Annotated in this window: 17 protein-coding genes and 1 pseudogene; 2 read left to right on the forward strand and 16 right to left on the reverse strand. The window is 67.6% G+C overall.

From position 1 onward, the window contains the following. Positions 1 to 56: 56 nt before the first annotated feature. From hisIE to hisS, 10 genes are all read right to left on the reverse strand, one after another. A complete protein-coding gene (gene hisIE, locus XarbCFBP7408_RS14530) occupies positions 57 to 677 on the reverse strand; it encodes a bifunctional phosphoribosyl-AMP cyclohydrolase/phosphoribosyl-ATP diphosphatase HisIE (protein ID WP_104563561.1) in 621 nt (206 codons plus the stop codon). Beyond that, entirely contained in the window at positions 667 to 1443 is a 777-nt protein-coding gene (gene hisF, locus XarbCFBP7408_RS14535; RefSeq protein ID WP_104563562.1) for an imidazole glycerol phosphate synthase subunit HisF, read from the reverse strand. Before hisF ends, hisIE begins: the two co-directional genes overlap by 11 nt. After that, on the reverse strand, positions 1437 to 2171 hold the full coding sequence (gene hisA, locus XarbCFBP7408_RS14540; protein ID WP_104563563.1) for a 1-(5-phosphoribosyl)-5-[(5-phosphoribosylamino)methylideneamino]imidazole-4-carboxamide isomerase: 735 nt from the start codon (positions 2169 to 2171) through the stop codon (positions 1437 to 1439). The genes hisF and hisA overlap by 7 nt, the downstream gene beginning before the upstream one ends. After that, positions 2168 to 2770, reverse strand: coding sequence for an imidazole glycerol phosphate synthase subunit HisH (hisH, locus tag XarbCFBP7408_RS14545; protein WP_104563564.1), 603 nt, complete (start codon positions 2768 to 2770; stop codon positions 2168 to 2170). The genes hisA and hisH overlap by 4 nt, the downstream gene beginning before the upstream one ends. After that, positions 2767 to 3894, reverse strand: coding sequence for a bifunctional histidinol-phosphatase/imidazoleglycerol-phosphate dehydratase HisB (hisB, locus tag XarbCFBP7408_RS14550; RefSeq protein ID WP_104563565.1), 1128 nt, complete (start codon positions 3892 to 3894; stop codon positions 2767 to 2769). The genes hisH and hisB overlap by 4 nt, the downstream gene beginning before the upstream one ends. Beyond that, entirely contained in the window at positions 3891 to 4982 is a 1092-nt protein-coding gene (gene hisC, locus XarbCFBP7408_RS14555) for a histidinol-phosphate transaminase (RefSeq protein ID WP_104563566.1), read from the reverse strand. The genes hisB and hisC overlap by 4 nt, the downstream gene beginning before the upstream one ends. Then, positions 4979 to 6274: a histidinol dehydrogenase gene (gene hisD, locus XarbCFBP7408_RS14560; protein WP_104563567.1), complete on the reverse strand. Its 1296-nt coding sequence runs from the start codon at positions 6272 to 6274 to the stop codon at positions 4979 to 4981. The genes hisC and hisD overlap by 4 nt, the downstream gene beginning before the upstream one ends. Continuing rightward, positions 6271 to 7185 (reverse strand): ATP phosphoribosyltransferase, encoded by a 915-nt coding sequence (hisG, locus tag XarbCFBP7408_RS14565; RefSeq protein ID WP_104563568.1) that lies wholly within the window; start codon positions 7183 to 7185, stop codon positions 6271 to 6273. The genes hisD and hisG overlap by 4 nt, the downstream gene beginning before the upstream one ends. A 9-nt stretch (positions 7186 to 7194) precedes the next feature. Next, positions 7195 to 7521, reverse strand: a complete 327-nt coding sequence (locus XarbCFBP7408_RS14570; RefSeq protein WP_104563569.1) for a YerC/YecD family TrpR-related protein — start codon at positions 7519 to 7521, stop codon at positions 7195 to 7197. Between the two features lie 562 nt (positions 7522 to 8083). Next, positions 8084 to 9493, reverse strand: coding sequence for a histidine--tRNA ligase (gene hisS / locus XarbCFBP7408_RS14575; protein ID WP_104563570.1), 1410 nt, complete (start codon positions 9491 to 9493; stop codon positions 8084 to 8086). A gap of 245 nt (positions 9494 to 9738) precedes the next feature. Here hisS and XarbCFBP7408_RS14580 point away from each other — a divergent pair, with 245 nt between their 5' ends. Beyond that, positions 9739 to 10362: a Crp/Fnr family transcriptional regulator gene (locus XarbCFBP7408_RS14580; protein WP_181106886.1), complete on the forward strand. Its 624-nt coding sequence runs from the start codon at positions 9739 to 9741 to the stop codon at positions 10360 to 10362. A gap of 247 nt (positions 10363 to 10609) precedes the next feature. On the opposite strand, the gene XarbCFBP7408_RS14585 is transcribed toward XarbCFBP7408_RS14580, so the two are convergent. Then, positions 10610 to 11356, reverse strand: coding sequence for a murein L,D-transpeptidase catalytic domain family protein (locus XarbCFBP7408_RS14585; protein WP_104563572.1), 747 nt, complete (start codon positions 11354 to 11356; stop codon positions 10610 to 10612). 101 nt (positions 11357 to 11457) lie between these two features. Continuing rightward, the gene (gene thrC / locus XarbCFBP7408_RS14590) at positions 11458 to 12765 is read right to left on the reverse strand and encodes a threonine synthase (protein WP_104563573.1); all 1308 of its coding nucleotides are present in this window, start codon (positions 12763 to 12765) and stop codon (positions 11458 to 11460) included. A gap of 146 nt (positions 12766 to 12911) precedes the next feature. On the opposite strand from thrC, the gene XarbCFBP7408_RS14595 reads away from it, so the two are divergent. Beyond that, positions 12912 to 13226 carry an EthD family reductase gene (locus XarbCFBP7408_RS14595; RefSeq protein ID WP_104563574.1) on the forward strand — a complete coding sequence of 105 codons (315 nt, stop codon included), beginning with the start codon at positions 12912 to 12914 and terminating at the stop codon, positions 13224 to 13226. Positions 13227 to 13300: 74 nt separating this feature from the next. On the opposite strand, the gene XarbCFBP7408_RS14600 is transcribed toward XarbCFBP7408_RS14595, so the two are convergent. The 4 genes and pseudogenes from XarbCFBP7408_RS14600 to XarbCFBP7408_RS14620 form a co-directional block, all read right to left on the reverse strand. After that, positions 13301 to 14251 carry a homoserine kinase gene (locus XarbCFBP7408_RS14600; protein WP_104563575.1) on the reverse strand — a complete coding sequence of 317 codons (951 nt, stop codon included), beginning with the start codon at positions 14249 to 14251 and terminating at the stop codon, positions 13301 to 13303. Positions 14252 to 14280: 29 nt separating this feature from the next. Beyond that, on the reverse strand, positions 14281 to 16788 hold the full coding sequence (gene thrA / locus XarbCFBP7408_RS14605) for a bifunctional aspartate kinase/homoserine dehydrogenase I (protein WP_104563576.1): 2508 nt from the start codon (positions 16786 to 16788) through the stop codon (positions 14281 to 14283). Positions 16789 to 17390: 602 nt separating this feature from the next. Then, on the reverse strand, positions 17391 to 17891 hold the full coding sequence (locus XarbCFBP7408_RS14615; RefSeq protein WP_104563578.1) for a TspO/MBR family protein: 501 nt from the start codon (positions 17889 to 17891) through the stop codon (positions 17391 to 17393). A gap of 188 nt (positions 17892 to 18079) precedes the next feature. Further along, a pseudogene (locus XarbCFBP7408_RS14620) lies at positions 18080 to 18300 on the reverse strand (hypothetical protein); the annotation flags it as partial.

The raw sequence follows: 18300 nt of genomic DNA on the forward strand, positions 1-18300 counted from the left end.
GCGCGACGGGCCTACCGATAACGCGTCGCGCCCAGGTGCGCTCCTACGCGACCGCGTTATCTGTGCCGCGACTCCAGCAACGCCACCGCATCGTCCAGGCCCAGGCCACGCGCGCGCAGCAGCACGATCAGGTGATACAGCAGGTCGGCCGACTCGCCGAGCAACTCGGCATCGCCCTGCACCACGCCGGCCAGTGCGGTTTCCACGCCCTCCTCGCCCACCTTCTGCGCGATGCGGCGGATGCCCTGCTCGAACAGCTTGGTGGTGTAGCTGCCGTGCGGGCGTTCCTGCTCGCGCGAGGCGATCAAGGCGTCCAGGCTGCCGAGGAACTGGCCGGGCGCGCCCGGAAAACAGCTGGTGCGGCCCAGATGGCAGGTCGGCCCGTGCGGACGCGCCTGCACCAGCAGCGTGTCGGCGTCGCAATCGGTCTCGATCGACACCACCCGCAACACGTTGCCCGAGCTCTCGCCCTTGGTCCACAGGCGCTGCTTGCTGCGGCTGAAGAAGGTCACTTCGCCACCCTGCTGCGTCACCGCCAGCGCTTCGGCATTCATGTAGCCCAGCATCAGCACGCGCAGGTTGTCGGCGTCCTGCACGACCACCGGCAACAGGCCCTCGCCCTTGCTCCAGTCCAGCGCGGCCAACGCGTCGCCCGCTGTCATCTCGTTACTGCCCATCACGTACCTCGATCTGTTGCGCGCGCAGGAATTGCTTGAGTGCCGGGATCGGAATCGCGCCGCTGTGAAACACGCTTGCCGCCAGCGCGCCATCGACATCGGCCTGGTCGAACACATCGGCAAAATGCTGCATCTCGCCAGCACCGCCGGAGGCGATCAACGGCACGCGGCACAACGCGCGCACCTGACGCAGCTGCGCGATGTCGTAGCCGCGCCGCACGCCGTCGTTGTCCATGCAGTTGAGCACGATCTCGCCCGCACCCAGGCGCTGCGCTTCGGCCACCCAGTCCAGCGTGCGCATCGGCAAGGCCTGGGTCTTGCTCGGGTCGCCGGTATAGCGACGCACCCTCCACTGCCCATCGTCCTCACGAATCGAGTCGACACCGACCACCACGCACTGCACGCCGAAGGCATCGGCCAGCTCGGAGATCAACTGCGGCCTGCCGAGCGCCGGCGAGTTGATCGAAATCTTGTCGGCACCGGCATGCAGCACCGCGCGCGCGGTTTCGACATTACCGATGCCGCCGGCCACGCAGAACGGGATATCGATCAGCCGCGCCACCCGCTCGACCCAGGTGTAGTCGACCGAGCGCCCTTCCGGGCTGGCACCGATGTCGTAGAACACCAGTTCGTCTGCGCCCTGGTCGCGGTAGCGCAGCGCCAGTTCGACGATGTCGCCCATGTCGATGTGGTCGCGGAACTTGACGCCCTTGACCACGCGCCCGTCGCGCACGTCCAGGCACGGAATGATGCGGCGGCTCAGCATGCCAGTGCCTCCTTCAATGCCAGATGCCCTTCCAGCAAGGCCTTGCCGAGCACGATGCCGGCGCAGCCGGCAGCCTTGGCGGCCGCGACATCGGCCAGGTTGCGCGCACCGCCGGACACCTGCACCTGTAACTGCGGCGCCAGCGTGCGCAGGTGCGCGTACAAATCCATGTTCGGGCCGGACAGCATGCCGTCGCGCGCGATGTCGGTGCACAGCAGATGCTGCAGGCCGGCCTGCGCGTAACGCACGGCCAGCTGATCCAACGTGGCCTCGGCGGCTTCGGTCCAGCCATGCACCGGCAACTGCCATACGCCGTCCGCGTCCTGACGCGTGTCCAGCGCGATGGTCAGCCGATCGGCGCCGAATTCCTGCAGCCATTCGATGACGGTCCCGGCCTGGCGCACCGCCAACGAGCCGATCACCACGCGTGCGGCGCCGGCATCAAGGATGCGCGCCACATCCTCGCGCGAGCGCACGCCACCGCCGGTCTGCACCCGCAAGCCGGTGGCACCTGCGATCTCGCCCAGTGTGCTGGCCAATGTGTAACCACCGGCCTTTGCCGCATCCAGATCGACCAGATGCATCCATTGCGCGCCGGCATCGGCAAGCGCCTGCGCGCGCGGCAGCACATCGTCGCCGTACTGCGTCTCGCGTGCGTAGTCGCCTTGCAGCAGGCGCACCACGCGGCCGTTGCGGATATCCAGCGCCGGGTAAACGGTGAAACTCATGGGAAGCTCATCTCAAGAAAATTGCGCAGGATGCGTGCACCGGTCTCGGCCGAACGCTCGGGGTGAAACTGCGCGCCGCAGCGCAGGCCTTGCTGCACCACCGCCGTGAACAGGCCGCCGTGATCGCAGGCGGCCACGGTGTCGGCCGTCACCGGCGCGGCATACCCATGCACGAAATACGCACTGGCACGCTCCGGCAGGCCGTCCAGCAGCGCGGACGCGCGCATCGGCACCAGCTGATTCCAGCCCATATGCGGCACGCGAATGCCGAGCGCCGGCGTCATGTGACGCACGATGCCCGGCAGCAAGCCCAGGCAATCGACATCGCCTTCTTCGGAACGCTCGAACAGCAACTGCATCCCTAAGCAGATGCCGATCAGCGGCACCTGCAGTTGTCGCAACGGCTCGACCAGGCCCTGTGCGCGCAGGCGCGACATCGCCTCGGGCGCAGCGCCGACGCCAGGCAGGATCACCCGCTGCGCGCCCTGCAACCCTGCGGCATCGCGTACCAGGCGCGCTTCCACGCCCAGCCGCTCCAACGCGTAACGCACCGAGCCCAGATTGGCGCCGCCGGCATCGATCAACGCGACATCGGTCATAGCGCACCCTTGGTGGTGGGCAACGCCGTGCCTTCGCGACGGATCGCCTGGCGCAGCGCACGTGCCAGGGCCTTGAAGCAGGCTTCCACCTTGTGGTGATCGTTCTCCCCGCGCACGCTCAGATGCAGATTCAAGCCGGACGCATCGCAGATCGAGCGGAAGAAATGCGGCACCAGCTCGGTCGGCATGTCGCCGACGCGCTCGCGCTTGAACTCGCCGTCGAACACGAAATACGGCCGGCCGCTGAAATCCAGCGCAGCACTGGCGATGGTTTCGTCCATCGGCAACGTGAAGCCATGCTGCGCGGTGGCGCCGGCAACTTGCCATGGGCCGCTTTCCGGATCGAACCCGTAACGGCCGATGCCGCGCTTGTCGCCCAGCGCTTCGCGCAAGGCCTGGCCCAGGGCCAAGCCAGTATCTTCGATGGTGTGGTGCTCGTCGATATGCAGGTCGCCTTCGGCGCGGATGTCCAGCGCAAAACCGCCGTGCTTGCCGATCTGTTCCAGCATGTGATCGAAGAACGGCAGGCCGGTGGCGGTGTTCGGCTCGGCCACACGGTCCAGATCCAGTTCGACGCGGATTTTGGTCTCCCTGGTGTTGCGTTGAACCACCGCGCGCCTTGGCGCATCGGCCAGCTCGTGGGCGATGCCGGGCCAGTCCCACTCGCCACCGAACTCGTCGGTGCGCAGCTGGAAGCCGCGGATATTGAGGTTCTGCGCGAACTGGATGTCGGTGACGCGGTCGCCCACCATTGCCGAGCGTGCCCAGTCGATGCTGCGGTCCTGCAGGTAAGGCACCATCAGGCCGACGCCGGGTTTGCGCGTGGGCGCGTTGTCGGCCGGCCAGCTGCAGTCGATCAACACCTCGCGGAACACGATGCCCTGGCTGGCGAAGATCTGCAGCATCAGGTTGTTGGGGCCATCGAAGGACGCGCGCGGATAGCTGTCGCTGCCCAGCCCGTCCTGGTTGCTGACAATGACGAACTGATAGCCGGCATCGCGCAACTTGAGCATCGCCGGAATCACGTTGTCGACCAGGCGCAGTTTTTCGTAGGCGTCGATCTGGTAATCGGCCGGCTCGGTGATCAGCGTGCCGTCGCGGTCGACGAAAAGAATCGGGGTCATGCGACGGCCTCCTGCGTGCGTTGCAGCGCGCTCAGCACGCGCTCGTTCTGTTCGGGCGTGCCCAGGGTGATGCGCAGCGCGTCGGACAGCTGCGCAACCGCGCGTTGGTCGCGTACCACCACCCCGGCCTCCAGCAGCGCCTGGAAGGCCGCCTCTGCATCGTCGAAGCGCACCAGCAAGAAGTTGCCCTGCGAGGGATACACCTGACGCACACCGGCCAGCTGCTCGAGCGCCTGGTGCACGCGTTTGCGCTCGCTGCGCACCTCGGCGATGCGCCGACGCGTGACCTGCAGCGCAGGCGCCGACAAGGCCTGCTCGGCCATTGCCGCACACGGGGTCGGCACCGGGTACGGCGCCTGGCAGCGCCGCAGCAGGGCGATCAGCTCGGCGTTGGCGATCAGGCTGCCGATGCGCGCCGCTGCCAGCGCATGCGCCTTGGACAGCGTGCGCAACACCGCCAGATTGTCGTAGCGCGCCAGCAGGCTCACAGCCGACGGCACATCGGAGAATTCGCCGTAGGCCTCGTCGACCACCACCAGCGCCTTGCCCTGCAGGGCCTGCACCGCGGTTTCGATCGCGTCCAGGGCAATCGCGGAGCCGGCCGGGTTGGACGGCGAACACAGGAACACCAGCTTGGCCCGCGAGGCCAGCGCTGCCGCGACAATCGCCGGGATATCCGCGTGGAAACCCGCAGGGCCGTCCACCAGCGGCACGTCGACCAGGGGCGCGTTCTGCAGGCGCGCGCACACCGCGTACATGCCGAACACCGGTGGCGTCACCACCACCGCATCGCGCCCGGGGACGCACAGACCGCGCACCAGCAGATCGATCGCCTCGTCGCTGCCGCGGCCGATCAACAGCTGCTCGGACGTGCAGCCGTACAACCCCGCCAGGGCGGCACGCAGGCCCTTGGGTTGCGGATCCGGGTAGCGCCGCGTGCTCGCGCCCGGGTCGGCCGGATTGCCCCAGGCCGACTCGTTGGCGTTGAGCCACACATCGCCCTGCAAGGCGCTGGTGCGCGCCGACGAATAGCCGGCGAACGCACGCAGGTCCTCGCGTACCAGTTCCAGAATCGATGACGTGCTCATGCTGCCACTCCCATGCGCAATGCCACTGCATTGGCGTGCGCATCCAGGCCTTCGGCGCGCGCCAGAATCAGCGCGCATGCGCCGATGCCGTCGATGCCGGCCTTGCTGGCGGCCTGCACGCTGACCATGTTCTGGAAGCTGGCCACGCTCACGCCGCTGTAGGCGCGCGCCGCGCCGCTGGTCGGCAACACGTGGTTGGTGCCGCTGCAGTAATCGCCCAACGCTTCGGGCGTGTAATCGCCGAGAAACACCGAGCCGGCCGCTTCGACCTGGCTCAGCCACGCACGCGGCTCGCGCAGCGCGAGAATCAAATGTTCCGGTGCATAGCGGTTGCTGATCGCAAACGCCTCGTCCAGGGTCTGCACCTTGATCAGGCGCGATTGCGCCAGCGCCTGGCCTGCGATCCCGGCACGCGACAGTTGCGCCAGCTGGGCATCGAGTTCCACCTGCACCGCCGCGATCAGCGCATCGCTGTCGGACAGCAGCAGCACCTGCGAGTCCGGGCCGTGTTCGGCCTGCGACAGCAGATCGGCGGCAACGAAGGCCGGCTGCGCACCGGCATCGGCGATCACCAGCACTTCGGACGGGCCGGCCGGCATGTCGATCGCCGCCGCGCCGGACTGCGCCACCTGCTGCTTGGCCTCGGTGACGAAGCTGTTGCCGGGGCCGAACAGCTTGTCGCAACTCGGCACCGATTCGCTGCCATACGCCATTGCCGCAATCGCCTGCGCACCGCCGAGCTTGAACACCCGGCGCACGCCGGTCAGCTGCGCGGCGACCAGCACCGCCGGGTCCACGCTGCCGTCCTTGCGCGGCGGCGTGCACAACACCACCTCGCGGCATCCGGCCAGACGGGCCGGCACACCCAACATCAACGCGGTCGACGGCAACGGCGCACTGCCGGCCGGCACGTACAGGCCGACCCGGCCGATCGGCCGCACGATCTTTTCGCACACCACGCCTGGCGCGGTTTCCACCGCATAGCCGTCGCTCATGCCGGCGCGGTGGAAGCTGTCGATGCGCGCCACCGCATCCTGCATGGCCTGACGCAGTTCCGGCGCCACCGCCGCTTGCGCGGCGGCGAATTCGGCCTCGCTCACGGCGAAGCTGTCCAGCGCCACGCCATCGAAACGCGCGGTGATCTCGCGCAAGGCGGCATCGCCGCGTGCGCGCACATCGGCAATCAATGCAGCCACCGCGTCGCGCGTCTGCGTGGCCACGGTCTGCACCGGGCGGGTCAATGCCTGCGTCCGCGCAGCGGCGTCCAGTTGCGACCAATCGAGAATCTTCATGCCAGCGAGCGCTCCACCGTCAACACCATCAAACCTTGCGCACCTGCGCGTTCGAGTTCTTCCAAGCGTTGCCAGGTCACCGCGCCATGACACATGGTCTGCAGGCGCAACGCGCCGTTGCCATCGTCGGGCAGTTGCACCAGCGGCTCGGCATCGGGCAGCAGACGGCGCAGCGCATCCACGTTGCCGTGTTCGGCGCGGAACATCAGCAGCTTGCTGTCGCGCAGCTTGAGCACGCCGTCCATGCGCCGCAGCAGCATCGCCAGCAGCGCGGCGCGTGCGTCGGCCGGCTCGCGCACCGCACCGGCCAGCACCGCTTCGCTCTCCATCACCAGTTCGACCGGCTTGAGCTGGTTGGCGGCCAGGGTGGCGCCGCTGGAAACCAGATCGCAGATCAGATCGGCAGTGCCCAGGCGCGGGGCGATCTCCACCGAGCCGGACAATTCCACCACCGTCGCATCGATGCCCTGGCGCTCCAGCCAGTCGGCCAGGATCGCCGGGTAGCTGGTGGCGATGCGCTTGCCGGCCAGTTGCGCCACGCCCCGCCAGTCCCACTCTTCCGGCACTGCGAGCATCAACCGGCACTGGCCGAAACCGACCCCGCGCACCGCGTGATACGCGGCCGGCAGGCCGTTGCGGCGGCGCTCGGATGCCTGCTCTTCGAGTTCGTTCTGGCCGACGATGCCCAGATCGCAGACGCCATCGGCGATCAGGCCGGGGATATCGTCGTCGCGCACCAGCAGCAGGTCCACCGGCAGCGATTCGCCATAGCAGAACAGCTTGTCGCGGCTCTGCCGCCAGCTCAGCCCGCAGGCTGCCAGCAGGCTGCGCGCCGGTTCGGCCAGGCGGCCGCTCTTCTGGATGGCGATACGCAACCGGTCACGTGCCGGTGCTGCCGTGGAAGCACTCATCTTGTTCTCTCAGTGGGATTCGACAGGGCGCGACGATTGCTCGCGCAGGGCCTCGGCATAGCCGCCGGCACCATGTTCCAGGGTGCGCGCAACGCGCCCGATGGTGGTCACGCTGACCTGGGTCAGTTCGTGGATTTCGCGATACGGCACGCCCTTGATCAACAACGGCACCACCCGCCAGCGGTCGGACATGGCTTCCAGCTCGGCGGGCGTGCACAGATCGCGCAGAAAGGCCTCGACCGCGCCGGGTTCCTTCAGGCATGCCAGCGCATCGGCCAGCATCTTGAGGGAGGCGGCGGCATCGGCACTTTCGCGGGTGGCAGGTCTTTGTTTCATTGCATTAATGTAATAGCGTGTTAGTACATTAACGCAAACGGTGGCGTTTGTCACCTGCTCGGGCGGTGACGTCAGGACAGCTCGGTTGGCGTCTAGTCATGCGCTTTGCGCTCGCCTGCTCTCGACTCACTGCACTGCGAACCCAACAAGAGGTCCTTCCCCCGCCTGCGAGGGGAAGGTGACCGGAGGGCGGACGGAGGCGAAGTCTCGTGCGGCACCATTCACCGCTTCACATCCACCGCATCAAATGCGGATTGCACGCCCCGCCACTCGCAAACCCGCAACACCGCCTGGGTGAAGCGTTGCACGCCGATTCTTAGCTGAGCTGCAGGAAGCCCCAGAGCTGCCCTCATCCGGCGCTGCGCGCCACTTTCTCCCGTTGACGGGAGAAGGGAGCAAAACAAGGCGTCTCCGGCGCGGAGGACACCCGCCACCCTTCCCCGCCTGCGGGGGAAGGTGCCCGGAGGGCGGATGGGGGCGAGACCTCGCGCAGCACCACCCGTCGCTTCACATACTGAAGTGCGTGCGCCGGTAATCGAAAACCAGTAACGACCACCTCGCCTTACGGCATCACCTTGGCTTGCTCCAGTTCAACCTGCAGCGTGCTGGCCAGCTCGTCGCGAGCCACATCGAATTGCTGCTCGCGCACCAGGTCCTTGACCGCCACTACCCCACGCGCCAGCTCGTCGTCGCCAGCCAGCACCACGAAGCGGATGCCCGCGCGTGCGGCGTACTGGAACTGCTTGCCGATCTTCTTCGGCTCCATCTGCACTTCGGTATTGATGCCGCCGATGCGCAACCGGCGCGCGATATCCAGCGCATCGTCCAGGCGCGACTCGTCCATCAGCGCCACCATCGCGTGCACGCTGCTCTCGGCGATGCCCTGGATCAGGCCGGCCTCGCGCAGCTGCCAGAACAGCCGGGTCAGGCCGATCGAGATGCCCACGCCGGGCAACTTGGACTTGGTGTAGTGGCTGGCCAGGCTTTCGTAACGGCCGCCCGAGCAGATCGAGCCGATCTGCGGGTGGTCGGTCAGCGTGGTCTCGTAGACGGTGCCGGTGTAGTAGTCCAGCCCGCGCGCGATCGAGAAGTTCAGGCAGTACGCGCTCTCTGGCACGCCCAGCGCCTTGACCAGTTCCAGCACTTCGCGCAACTCGGCGATGCCCTCGCCCAGCGTCGCGCTCGCGCCGGCAGAGGCTTCCAGCGCCTGCAGCTGTGCCAGCGCATCGGCATGCCCGTTCGAGCGCACCGCCACGAAGGCCAGGATCTTGTCGACCTGCGCGGCGGCGATGCCGAAGCCGTCGCCCACCAGCGTGTCGCGCACGTAATCGGCGCCGCGCTTGTCGATCTTGTCGACCTCGCGCAACACCGCCAGCTGCAACTCGCCTTCGGCCACGCCCAGGCTTTCGAAGACGCCGCGCAACAGCTTGCGGTTGTTCAACTGCACCTTGAACGCGCCGATGCCCAGTTCGGCGAACACCGCGTGGATCACCGCCAGCACTTCGGCGTCGTAGCGGATGCTCAACGCATCCTTGCCGATCACGTCGATGTCGCACTGGTAGAACTCGCGGAACCGTCCGCGCTGGGCACGCTCGCCGCGATACACGCGCTGCATCTGGTAGCGGCGGAACGGGAAGCTCAAGTCGTGCTCGTGTTCGGCCACATAGCGGGCCAGCGGCACGGTCAGGTCGAAACGCAGCGCCAGCTCCGGCAGGCCGCCCTCGCCGCCCTCGTCTGCCGCCGCGGCCGCATTGGCCAGCGCGCCGGTGGACTGCACGAAATACACCTGGCGCTCGGTCTCGCCGCCGGACTTGGTCAGCAACACGTCGGACAGCTCGAACACCGGGGTTTCAACCGGCAGGAACCCGAACCGCTCGTAGTTGCGGCGGATGACGTCCAGCATGCGCTGGAACGCGATCTGCTCGCGCGGCAGCAATTCCATGATGCCAGGCGGCGTACGGGGCTTGATCACGAGCGAAACTCCTGCAGGGCAATGTGGCGAACGCGCAATTCTACCGGCTGCCGGCCGCGGTGACCGCATGGCGTATCATTCACACGCATTCCAGCAGTGCGTGACTCATGTACCGGCAGCTTCCAGACCCCAGCACGACCTGCCCGGCGCCCGGCGCGGCCGCGCGCACCGATGCGCGCGGTTCCGACTGCGCACAGTGTGCGGTCCGCGGCCGGGCCATCTGCGCGGCGCTGTCGCCGCAGGAAATGGACGCACTCGACCAGACCACCAGCGCCCAGTCCTACGCGCCCGGCAGCACCCTGGTGCGCGCCGGTGACACCCGCCACCACGTCTATACGCTGACCTCCGGTGCGCTGCGCATGGTGCGCACGCTGGCCGACGGCCGCCGCCAGGTCACCGGCTTCGTGCTGCCGGGCGATTACGTGGGGCTGACCGAAACCCCGCAGCACCGCCACGATATCGAAGCCATCATCGACAGCCGGGTCTGCCGCACGCCGCTGGCGCAGATGCGCCAGTTGCGCGAGCGCTACCCGCAGCTGGAACGCAAGCTGCTGCAGCGTGCCAGCATGGAGCTGGCCGCCGCGCAGGACACCGGCCTGCTGCTGGCACGCCTGCAACCGGGCGAACGGCTGGCGCACTTCCTGCTGCGACTGGCCGCCCGCTCCACCCAGCCCGGCGCCAGCGGCGACACCGTCGCCCTGCCGATGAGCCGCAGCGATATCGCCGACCACCTCGGGCTGACCGTGGAAACGGTGAGCCGCACCTTCACCAAGCTGCGGCAACAGCAGCTGATCGCGCTGCCGCAGCTGCATCTGGTGCAGATCCTGGATTACGCGGCGCTGCGCAGCCTGGCGGGCGATACCGTCTGAAACGTGCCAGCTCGCAGGACCGATGCGACCAGCGAGCGCGAGCGCCCATAGGCGCAAGTGGTGCGGATGCTGGCATCACCAAGATTGCGGATCTTTGCGCGCCCCTCTGCACCAGATCACCGGCCACGCTTTGCGCGTCGCGCAGACAGCAAGCATCGCCGCGCGTGACTGACCCGCAGATTCGAACGCGATGCCGGCACTCCAGGCCGCTCGCGCGATCGTCACCGCCCGCGCCGCCTACAACGACTCAGCGACCGCCCAGATTCGCGCTCGCCACCGACGCGCCGCAGCCGCCGCCCAGCAACCGCGATTGCCGCAGCCAGGCCCGGTCCGGGTAGTAGGCGAATACGAAGGCGCCCTCACGCAAGGTATCGATCAACTGTCTGGCCACCGCCGGACGCACCGCCGGGCAGCCCAGGCTGCGGCCGAGCCGGCCCTGCGTGCGGATCACCGCCTCGCTGACATACGGCGCGCCATGGATCACGATCGCGCGGTCGCGCGCATGGTCGTTGAATCCGGGCTCCAGGCCTTTCAGCCGTAGCGAATAGCCGTTGTGGCCGGTATACGACTCCTGCGCGGTGAACGCGCCCAGGCTGGACTGGAAACTGCCGTCGTCGTTGGAAAACTTGGCCGCCAGGTTGTTGCCGGTATTGCGCCCGTGCGCCACCCATTCCCGGAACAGCAGCCGCTGCCGCTCCAGATCGAACACCCACAGCCGGCGCTCGGTCGACGGCCTGCTGTAGTCGATGACGCTGAGCACGCGTTCGGCGCCCACCTGCTGGCGCTGCCGCGCGCATTGCAGCGCCTCGGCCGCCAGGGCCAGCACCTGGCGATCCAGCGACGGCGCCTGCCGCGCCAGTGCATCGACCAGACCGATACGCGGTGCGCCCAGCCCCGGCAACGGCGCGGCGGAAATGGCATCGGCCGCTCTGGCCATTCCAGCCGCTGCCCACCCGCACAACGCGGCGGCAACGGCGATCACTCGATAAGACATGCAACGACCCACGTCGGAGGCGGCGCCATGGCGGAACCGCAGCCCCTACAAATAGCCGCATGTGCGGCACTTTCCAACCCCGGCAGGCTGAACGCGTTCGGTCAGGCCGCATCCGCAAGCAGGCGCTGCCGGAACGCCGCGTAGTCCGGCGCCAGCGTTTCGGCATGCGCAGGACGCTGCAGCAGCGCGGCCAGTGCCGGCGGCACCTCCACCTCACGCCCGATCAGCGGCTCGACCACGCCCTCGAACTTGGCCGGATGTGCGGTGGCCGCCACCGCCCAGTCGCCGGTGCCGCCCTCGGCCCCTTCTGCGCGCAGCTGCTCCAGCACATGCACGGCGGTGGCGGTATGCGGGCAATGCACTTCGCCATAGCGCGCAAAGCGCTGCTGCACGGTGTGGCGGATCGCGGCATCGTCCACCGAGAGCGCACGGAAGGCCTCGCGCAGCGTCGCATCGTCGCCCTGGTAGAGCCAGCGCAGCCGTTCGAAGTTGCTCGGCGCACCCACGTCCATCGCATTGGCCAGCGTGGCGATGCTGGGCTGCGGCGCGTAGTCGTCGCCGGCAAAATAATCCGGCAACACATGATTGGCATTGGACGCCAACGCGATACGGCCCAGCGGCACACCGAGCGCGCGCGCCAGGATCGCCGCCAGCCCGTTGCCCAGGTTGCCGGTGGGCACCACCAGATTCAGCGCCGCCCCCGCCCTGGCATGGTGCTGCAGGGCGGCGTGCGCGTAATAGCTCATCTGCGGCAGCAAGCGGCCCAGGCTGATGCTGTTGGCAGAACTCAGCGGCAGCTGCGCCTGCAGGTCGGCATCGTTCAAGGCCTGCTTGACCATCGCCTGGCAGTCGTCGAACGAGCCAGCCACACGCAGGGCCTGGATGTTGTCGCCGAAGCAGCCCAGCTGATGCGCCTGGCGCGGCGAGACGCGCCCGTCCGGATACAGCACCACCACGCGCAGACCCGGCTGGCGGTGGAATGCCGCGGCCACCGCAGCGCCGGTGTCGCCGGAGGTGGCGACCAGGATGGTGAGCGGGCGGTCTTCGGCACGGCGCAGGCGGGTCAGGCAGGCGGCAAGAAAGCGCGCGCCGAAATCCTTGAACGCGGCGGTCGGGCCATGGAACAGCTCCAGCGCGTAATCGCCGGGCGTGCCCAGGGCCACCAGCGGCGCCGGGAAGTCGAACGCTTCGGCACAGATGGCCGGCAGCTCGGCCGCCAGCGCATCGCCGTCGAAGAACGGCTGCAGCAACGTGGCGGCGGTGTCGGCCAACGTGCCGCCGGCCGTCAGCGTGCGTGCCGGTGGCAGGCTCTGCGGCACGTACAGGCCGGCATCGGGCGCCAGGCCGGCAGCAATCGCCTGGCTCAGGCTTGCGGCGGGCGCGCCGCCACGGGTGGAGAGGAAGTTCATGGTGACGACTCCAGACAATGCGAAGACGGGGCGTTGCCCGTGAATGAGAAGGCCGGACACTGCGGCATGGCCGCGCCGCGCCGCGGCGGCGCCAGCCAAGGGCGACGCGGCGCTATGCTGCGCGCACCTTCCAGTGGAGCCGGCAGATGATCAAGGTCAGCGTGATGTACCCGTACCGCGAAGGCGCGCGCTTCGACCATGCCTACTACCGCGACGCGCACATGCCACTGGTGAGCGCGCGGATGGGCGCGGCCTGCCTGCGCTATACGGTGGACAAGGGCATCAGCGGCGGCGAGCCGGGCAGCCCCCCGGCCTACATCGGCATGTGCCATATCTTCTGCGAGTCGGTGGAGGCCTTCGGCGCCAGTTTTGGGCCGCATGCCGAGGAGATCCTGGCCGATATCGCCAACTACACCGATCTTGCGCCGGTGATGCAGATCAGCGAGGTCGTGGTCGGTTGAAGCGTGCCTTGCGCGCTGCACGGCCTGCCCGCCGTGCGCGGGCGATCGATCGACACCGAGATGCGCGCGATGGCTCATGCGAGCAACCGCGCGGCCGGGCTGGCGATCGGAGACACCCAGTGCTGGCTGTCCAGGCCGACGCCTGCGAAGGCGGCCTTGACCGCTGCGGCGGCAGCGTCGGCGGTCGCGCGCGATGCGAACCAGGCGAACACACTGGGGCCGGCGCCGGAGATGCTGGCACCCAGGGCATCGTGCTCCAGCGCGGCCTGCTTGGCAGCGGCAAAGCCCGCGATCAAGGGCGCGCGGCGTGGTTCGACCAGCACATCGCGCAGTCCCGCCCGCACCAGCCCCGCATCGCCGGCATGGCAGCCGGCCAGTACCAAGGCCAGGTTGGTGCTCTGCGCGACGAACTCGCGCAGCTGATAGTCGCCGGCCAGGGCTTCGCGCGCGCGGCGGGTTTCCAGTACCGCATCCGGATGCACCAGCAGGCTGTGCCACGCGGCCGGCACGCTGATCGGCACCAGCCGCTCCAACGTGCACAACACCAGGCCGCCTAAAAACAGCGGCCCAAGATTGTCGCCGTGGCGGCTACCACTGGCCACCGCCTCGCCATCGAGTGCGTGCTGATACAACTGCTCGTGACTCAGCGGCGCATCCAGCAGCGCGTTGGCGGCAACCAACGCCGCCACGCATGACGCTGCCGAGCCGCCCATGCCCGAACTCAGGGCGATGCCTTTGTCGATTTCGATTTCAAAGCCGAACGGCAGCGCCAGCGCCGCGCGCAACGACATCAAGGCCGCACCCGCAGTGTTGCGTTCGGCATCCAGCGGCAAGGCCACGGTGGTGCCGCGGATGGCGGCGATGCGCACCAGTGGCGCATCGATGCGCCGCACCGTGACGGTGTCGCCGACGCCGTCGATGGGATAGCCGAGCAGATCGAATCCCACCGCCACATTCGCCACCGAGGCCGGTGCGAAGGCGCGTGCCTGGCCAAGCTCGCGCGCAGCAATCGCCACCTGTTGCATCTCCGCAGACTGGTCTGCAACCGCCTGATTCACAAGCGTGCCCCCTCGCCCGCCGCCACCCGCAGCAGATCGGCAAACACGCCGGCTGCGGTGACTTCCGGGCCAGCGCCCGGGCCTTGCACCACCAACGGGTTTTCGCAGTAGCGACGCGTGGTGAACTGCACCACGTTGTCGGTCAGGCGCAGGTTGGCGAACGCATGATCGGCCGGTAGTTCGACCAGGCCGACGCTCGGTGCGCGATCCGGCGGCAGCTGCGCGACATAGCGCAGCACATTGCCGCGTGCACGTGCGTCGGCCAGGCGCTGCGCAAACGTCGCATCCACCTCATGCAGGCGCGCCATGAAATCGTCCACGCTGGCCTGGCGCAGTGCTTCAGGCACCAGGCTCTCGACCTGCACATCTTCCAGGCTGATCTCGCGCCCGGCTTCGCGCGCCAGGATCACCAGCTTGCGCGCCACATCCACGCCGGACAGATCGTCGCGCGGATCCGGTTCGGTATAGCCCATGCCGCGCGCCTGCGTCACCAGTTCGGCGAACGGCACGCTGCCGTCGTACTTGTTGAACAGCCAGGCCAACGTGCCGGAAAAGATGCCCTCGATCGAGGTCACTGCATCGCCGGTATCGACCAGATCGCGCAGCGTGGTGATCACCGGCAAGCCGGCGCCCACGGTGGCTTCGTAACGGAAGCGCGCGCCGCTGGCATCGGCCGCCGCACGGATCGCCTGATAGCGCTGCAACGGGCCGGAGCCAGCCTGCTTGTTCGGCGTCACCACATGGATGCCGGCGGCCAACCAGTCCGCATAGCGATCGGCCACTTCCGCGCTGCCGCTGCAATCGATGATCACCGTATGCGGCAGATGCGCGGATAACAGGTGGGCAGTGAAACGTTCCAGATCGGTCGCGGTGGCTGCGGAGGCGAAGGCATCGCGCCAGTTGCCGACCAGGCCGCGCTCGTCGAGCAGCATGCGGCCGCGCGAGACCACCGCGCGCAGGCGCAGGTCCAGGTTGGCCTTGCCCAGCAATTGCGGCTGCGCAATGCGCAGCTGGTCCAGCAACGCCGCGCCGACATTGCCTGGCCCGATCACGCCGACCGAGAACGTCTGCGGCGACAGCCAGAAGCCGGCATGCGCCGCGCGCAAGGCCTTGGTGGCATGCGCCGCATCGATGGCCACCGAGATGTTGCGCTCCGACGAGCCCTGCGCAATTGCCAGGATATTGACCTGCGCACGCCCCAACGCTTCGAACAGCCGCGCCGCCACGCCTGGCTGCCCGGCCATGCCATCGCCCACTGCGGCGAGCACACTGATGCCGGTGGTCAGCTGCACACGCTGCACCTGACCGACCGTAAGTTCATGCGCAAAGGCCTGCAGCAAGGCATTGCGTGCGCGCTCGGATTCATGCTGCTTGACCACGCAACAGATCGAATGCTCGGAAGAACCTTGCGAGATCATCACCACCGACACCTGCGCCGTGCGCAGCGCCGCGAACACGCGCTCGGCGGTGCCCGGCACGCCGATCAGGCCGGTGCCTTCCAGGTTGAGCACGGCCAGATCCGGGCTCAGAGTCAGCCCCTTGATCGGCCCGCTCACCGCGCTGCTGGCGGTGATGCGCGTACCCGGATGTTCCGGCTGGAAGGTATTGCGGATGATGATCGGCAAGCCGCGCTCGATCGCCGGCGACATGGTCTGCGGGTGCACCACCTTGGCGCCGAAATAGGCCAGCTCGCAGGCCTCGTCGTAGCTCAGCGTTTCCAGCTGCACCGCTTCGGGCACCACGCGCGGGTCGGCCGAGAGCACGCCATCCACGTCGGTCCAGATATGCAGCTCATCGGCATCGAACAAGGCCGCGAAGATCGCGCCGGAATAATCGCTGCCATTGCGCCCTAACGTGGTGATGCGATCGGCGCGGTCGCGCGCAACGAAGCCGGTGACCACCACTCGTGTCTGCGGATGCGCCTGGCGCCAGGTCGCAAGCCGCTGCGCGCTAGTGTCCCAGTCCACATCGACACCGAGTTCGCCGCGGTTGACCACCAGCACATCGCGCGCATCCAGCACCGCGCAATCCTCGCCAAGCGCACGGAAATGGTCGCCGAGCAATTGCGCCGAATACACCTCGCCCAGGCCTTGCACGCGGTCGAGCACCTCGCGCGGCAGCTCGCCGATCACCGCCAAGGCGCCGAGAATCTGCGACAGATGCTCGAAGCGCTCGTCCAGCCATTCGACGGTCGGCCCGGAATGCTCGCCCAGCAGGGCCACCGCCGCACCGCGATGGCGCGCCCGCGTCTCATGCCAGCGCTCGCGCCATTCGGGGCGGTTCTGCGCGGCCAGTTCGGCCAGCGCGATCAACGCATCGGTCACCCCCTTCATCGCCGACACCACGGTGACCTGCACCGACTCGTCGCGTGCCAGCAACAACTGCGCCACATGCCGGTAGCGCTCGGCATCGGCCACCGAGGTACCGCCGAATTTGTGCACGACGGTGCGTGCGGAAGATGCGGCAACAACGGCGGGTTCGAGCGAAACAACAGGCGATGACATCGACAGACCTCGTTAGGGAGGCCCCGTCCGCATCAGATGAGGGAGGAAAGCCCCCGCATCCTGATCCGGGTGCGGGGCCGTTGTTTTCGGAAGTTACGCGAAGACGACGGGCCGCACCGGGCGAATGGTGACGGTGGTAATGGTGGTGCTAATGCCGGCCACGCCCGCACCCGGCCACAGCTGCGGCTGACAGGTAAGCGAAGCGGTGGCGGAGGCGTTAGGCATGTGTGCAAAAGACATCACCCGGGCGAGGCCTGTCAAGCATTGCGTGAATAGGCTGATGGATACCTTCCGCGTACCTGACAGAAAACCTTGCCGTTCAGGGATTTAAGCGGCGCCCTCGCAAGCAATTGATTGCCATGGAAACTTTTGGAGCCGCCTCGGCGGGCCGCGCTGCGCAGGTTTTGAACGTGGATGGCTGCCGTCGTGCGACTCGGCTGATGCGATGCGACTGAGGAGCCCTTGTGCACGGATGCATCGCATCGCTGCCGGGGTCGCTACGCATCAAGCAACAGGTCGCTTCGCATCAAGCAGTAGATGATCGCCATTGCCGCGACGGTCAGTGCACGCCACGGTGCAAGTCAGCAAGCGCAGCAGGGAGATCAGCCAAGCACCTGAGGATTGAGTTGCCAGACTGCAAAATTGAGCGCCGCCGCGAAGCTCACCCATGCCAGATACGGCAGCAACAACCAGGCTGCCAGCCCCTGTCGCCTGGCGAACACGGCGATCGTTGCGGCCAACACCAGCCACAGCGCCACGATGTCGGCAAATGCCCTGGCCCCCATCTGCCACGCAAAGAACAGCCAGCTCCATAAACCATTGAGCGTCAGCTGCAAGACGAACAGGCCCAGCGCCGCACGCGTCCCCGCCCTGCTGCCGCGCCGCCACACCAACCAGACCGACACCGCCATCATTCCGTACAACACTGTCCACACCGGCCCGAACAACCACCCCGGCGGCGCCCAAGCCGGCCGCGTAAGGTCTGCGTAAAAGCCGGCCGCCTGGATGGATGCCATGGCGCCAAGCCCGGCGACGGCGTAGCACAGCACCAGCCAGCCGAAGAGGCCGAACCATTGCGACTTTTTTGAAATACCTTGCGTCATGACTGCCGTGAATTGTTTTAAGCGCTCCGCAGCGTGGCAGAGCATCTGTGCAAGCTGTGACTACGCGGATGAACCTTACGAATTCAGCCAATCCAACGTGGGTTCGCACCGCCATACCGCAGGCAGCAAGGCAGCAAGGCAGCCAGACTACCTGGGTCACCGACACCCGCCGGATTCGGCGCTCAGCATCAAACACTGGCCTCCAATTTTAGCTGGCACTGAATTGCGGGGAGTCGACACAGCACCTTCTGGCCCTGGTACTCCTGCTCCACCATCCACACGATGTCCTGCGTGAGTGCAGCGGCCTGCGCGGCGGTCAAGCCCACGCCCATGCTCAGTTGCAACTCGCCCGCGGCGACCACGCCGGATTCCAGCAAGGCGCGGTACTGCGCCACGCCGTCGGCGTAGT

The organism is Xanthomonas arboricola pv. guizotiae (assembly GCF_002940205.1).
In the GTDB taxonomy this organism is placed as follows: Bacteria; Pseudomonadota; Gammaproteobacteria; order Xanthomonadales; family Xanthomonadaceae; genus Xanthomonas; species Xanthomonas arboricola_C.

Excerpts from the sequence above, each read along its gene's own strand:
- hisIE (WP_104563561.1), bottom strand. The coding sequence starts at position 677 with ATGGGCAGTAACGAGATGACAGCGGGCGACGCGTTGGCCGCGCTGGAC.
- hisF (WP_104563562.1), bottom strand. The coding sequence starts at position 1,443 with ATGCTGAGCCGCCGCATCATTCCGTGCCTGGACGTGCGCGACGGGCGC.
- hisA (WP_104563563.1), bottom strand. The coding sequence starts at position 2,171 with ATGAGTTTCACCGTTTACCCGGCGCTGGATATCCGCAACGGCCGCGTG.
- hisH (WP_104563564.1), bottom strand. The coding sequence starts at position 2,770 with ATGACCGATGTCGCGTTGATCGATGCCGGCGGCGCCAATCTGGGCTCG.
- hisB (WP_104563565.1), bottom strand. The coding sequence starts at position 3,894 with ATGACCCCGATTCTTTTCGTCGACCGCGACGGCACGCTGATCACCGAG.
- hisC (WP_104563566.1), bottom strand. The coding sequence starts at position 4,982 with ATGAGCACGTCATCGATTCTGGAACTGGTACGCGAGGACCTGCGTGCG.
- hisD (WP_104563567.1), bottom strand. The coding sequence starts at position 6,274 with ATGAAGATTCTCGATTGGTCGCAACTGGACGCCGCTGCGCGGACGCAG.
- hisG (WP_104563568.1), bottom strand. The coding sequence starts at position 7,185 with ATGAGTGCTTCCACGGCAGCACCGGCACGTGACCGGTTGCGTATCGCC.
- XarbCFBP7408_RS14570 (WP_104563569.1), bottom strand. The coding sequence starts at position 7,521 with ATGAAACAAAGACCTGCCACCCGCGAAAGTGCCGATGCCGCCGCCTCC.
- XarbCFBP7408_RS14580 (WP_181106886.1), top strand. The coding sequence starts at position 9,739 with ATGGACGCACTCGACCAGACCACCAGCGCCCAGTCCTACGCGCCCGGC.
- XarbCFBP7408_RS14585 (WP_104563572.1), bottom strand. The coding sequence starts at position 11,356 with ATGTCTTATCGAGTGATCGCCGTTGCCGCCGCGTTGTGCGGGTGGGCA.
- thrC (WP_104563573.1), bottom strand. The coding sequence starts at position 12,765 with ATGAACTTCCTCTCCACCCGTGGCGGCGCGCCCGCCGCAAGCCTGAGC.
- XarbCFBP7408_RS14595 (WP_104563574.1), top strand. The coding sequence starts at position 12,912 with ATGATCAAGGTCAGCGTGATGTACCCGTACCGCGAAGGCGCGCGCTTC.
- XarbCFBP7408_RS14600 (WP_104563575.1), bottom strand. The coding sequence starts at position 14,251 with ATGCAACAGGTGGCGATTGCTGCGCGCGAGCTTGGCCAGGCACGCGCC.
- thrA (WP_104563576.1), bottom strand. The coding sequence starts at position 16,788 with ATGTCATCGCCTGTTGTTTCGCTCGAACCCGCCGTTGTTGCCGCATCT.
- XarbCFBP7408_RS14615 (WP_104563578.1), bottom strand. The coding sequence starts at position 17,891 with ATGACGCAAGGTATTTCAAAAAAGTCGCAATGGTTCGGCCTCTTCGGC.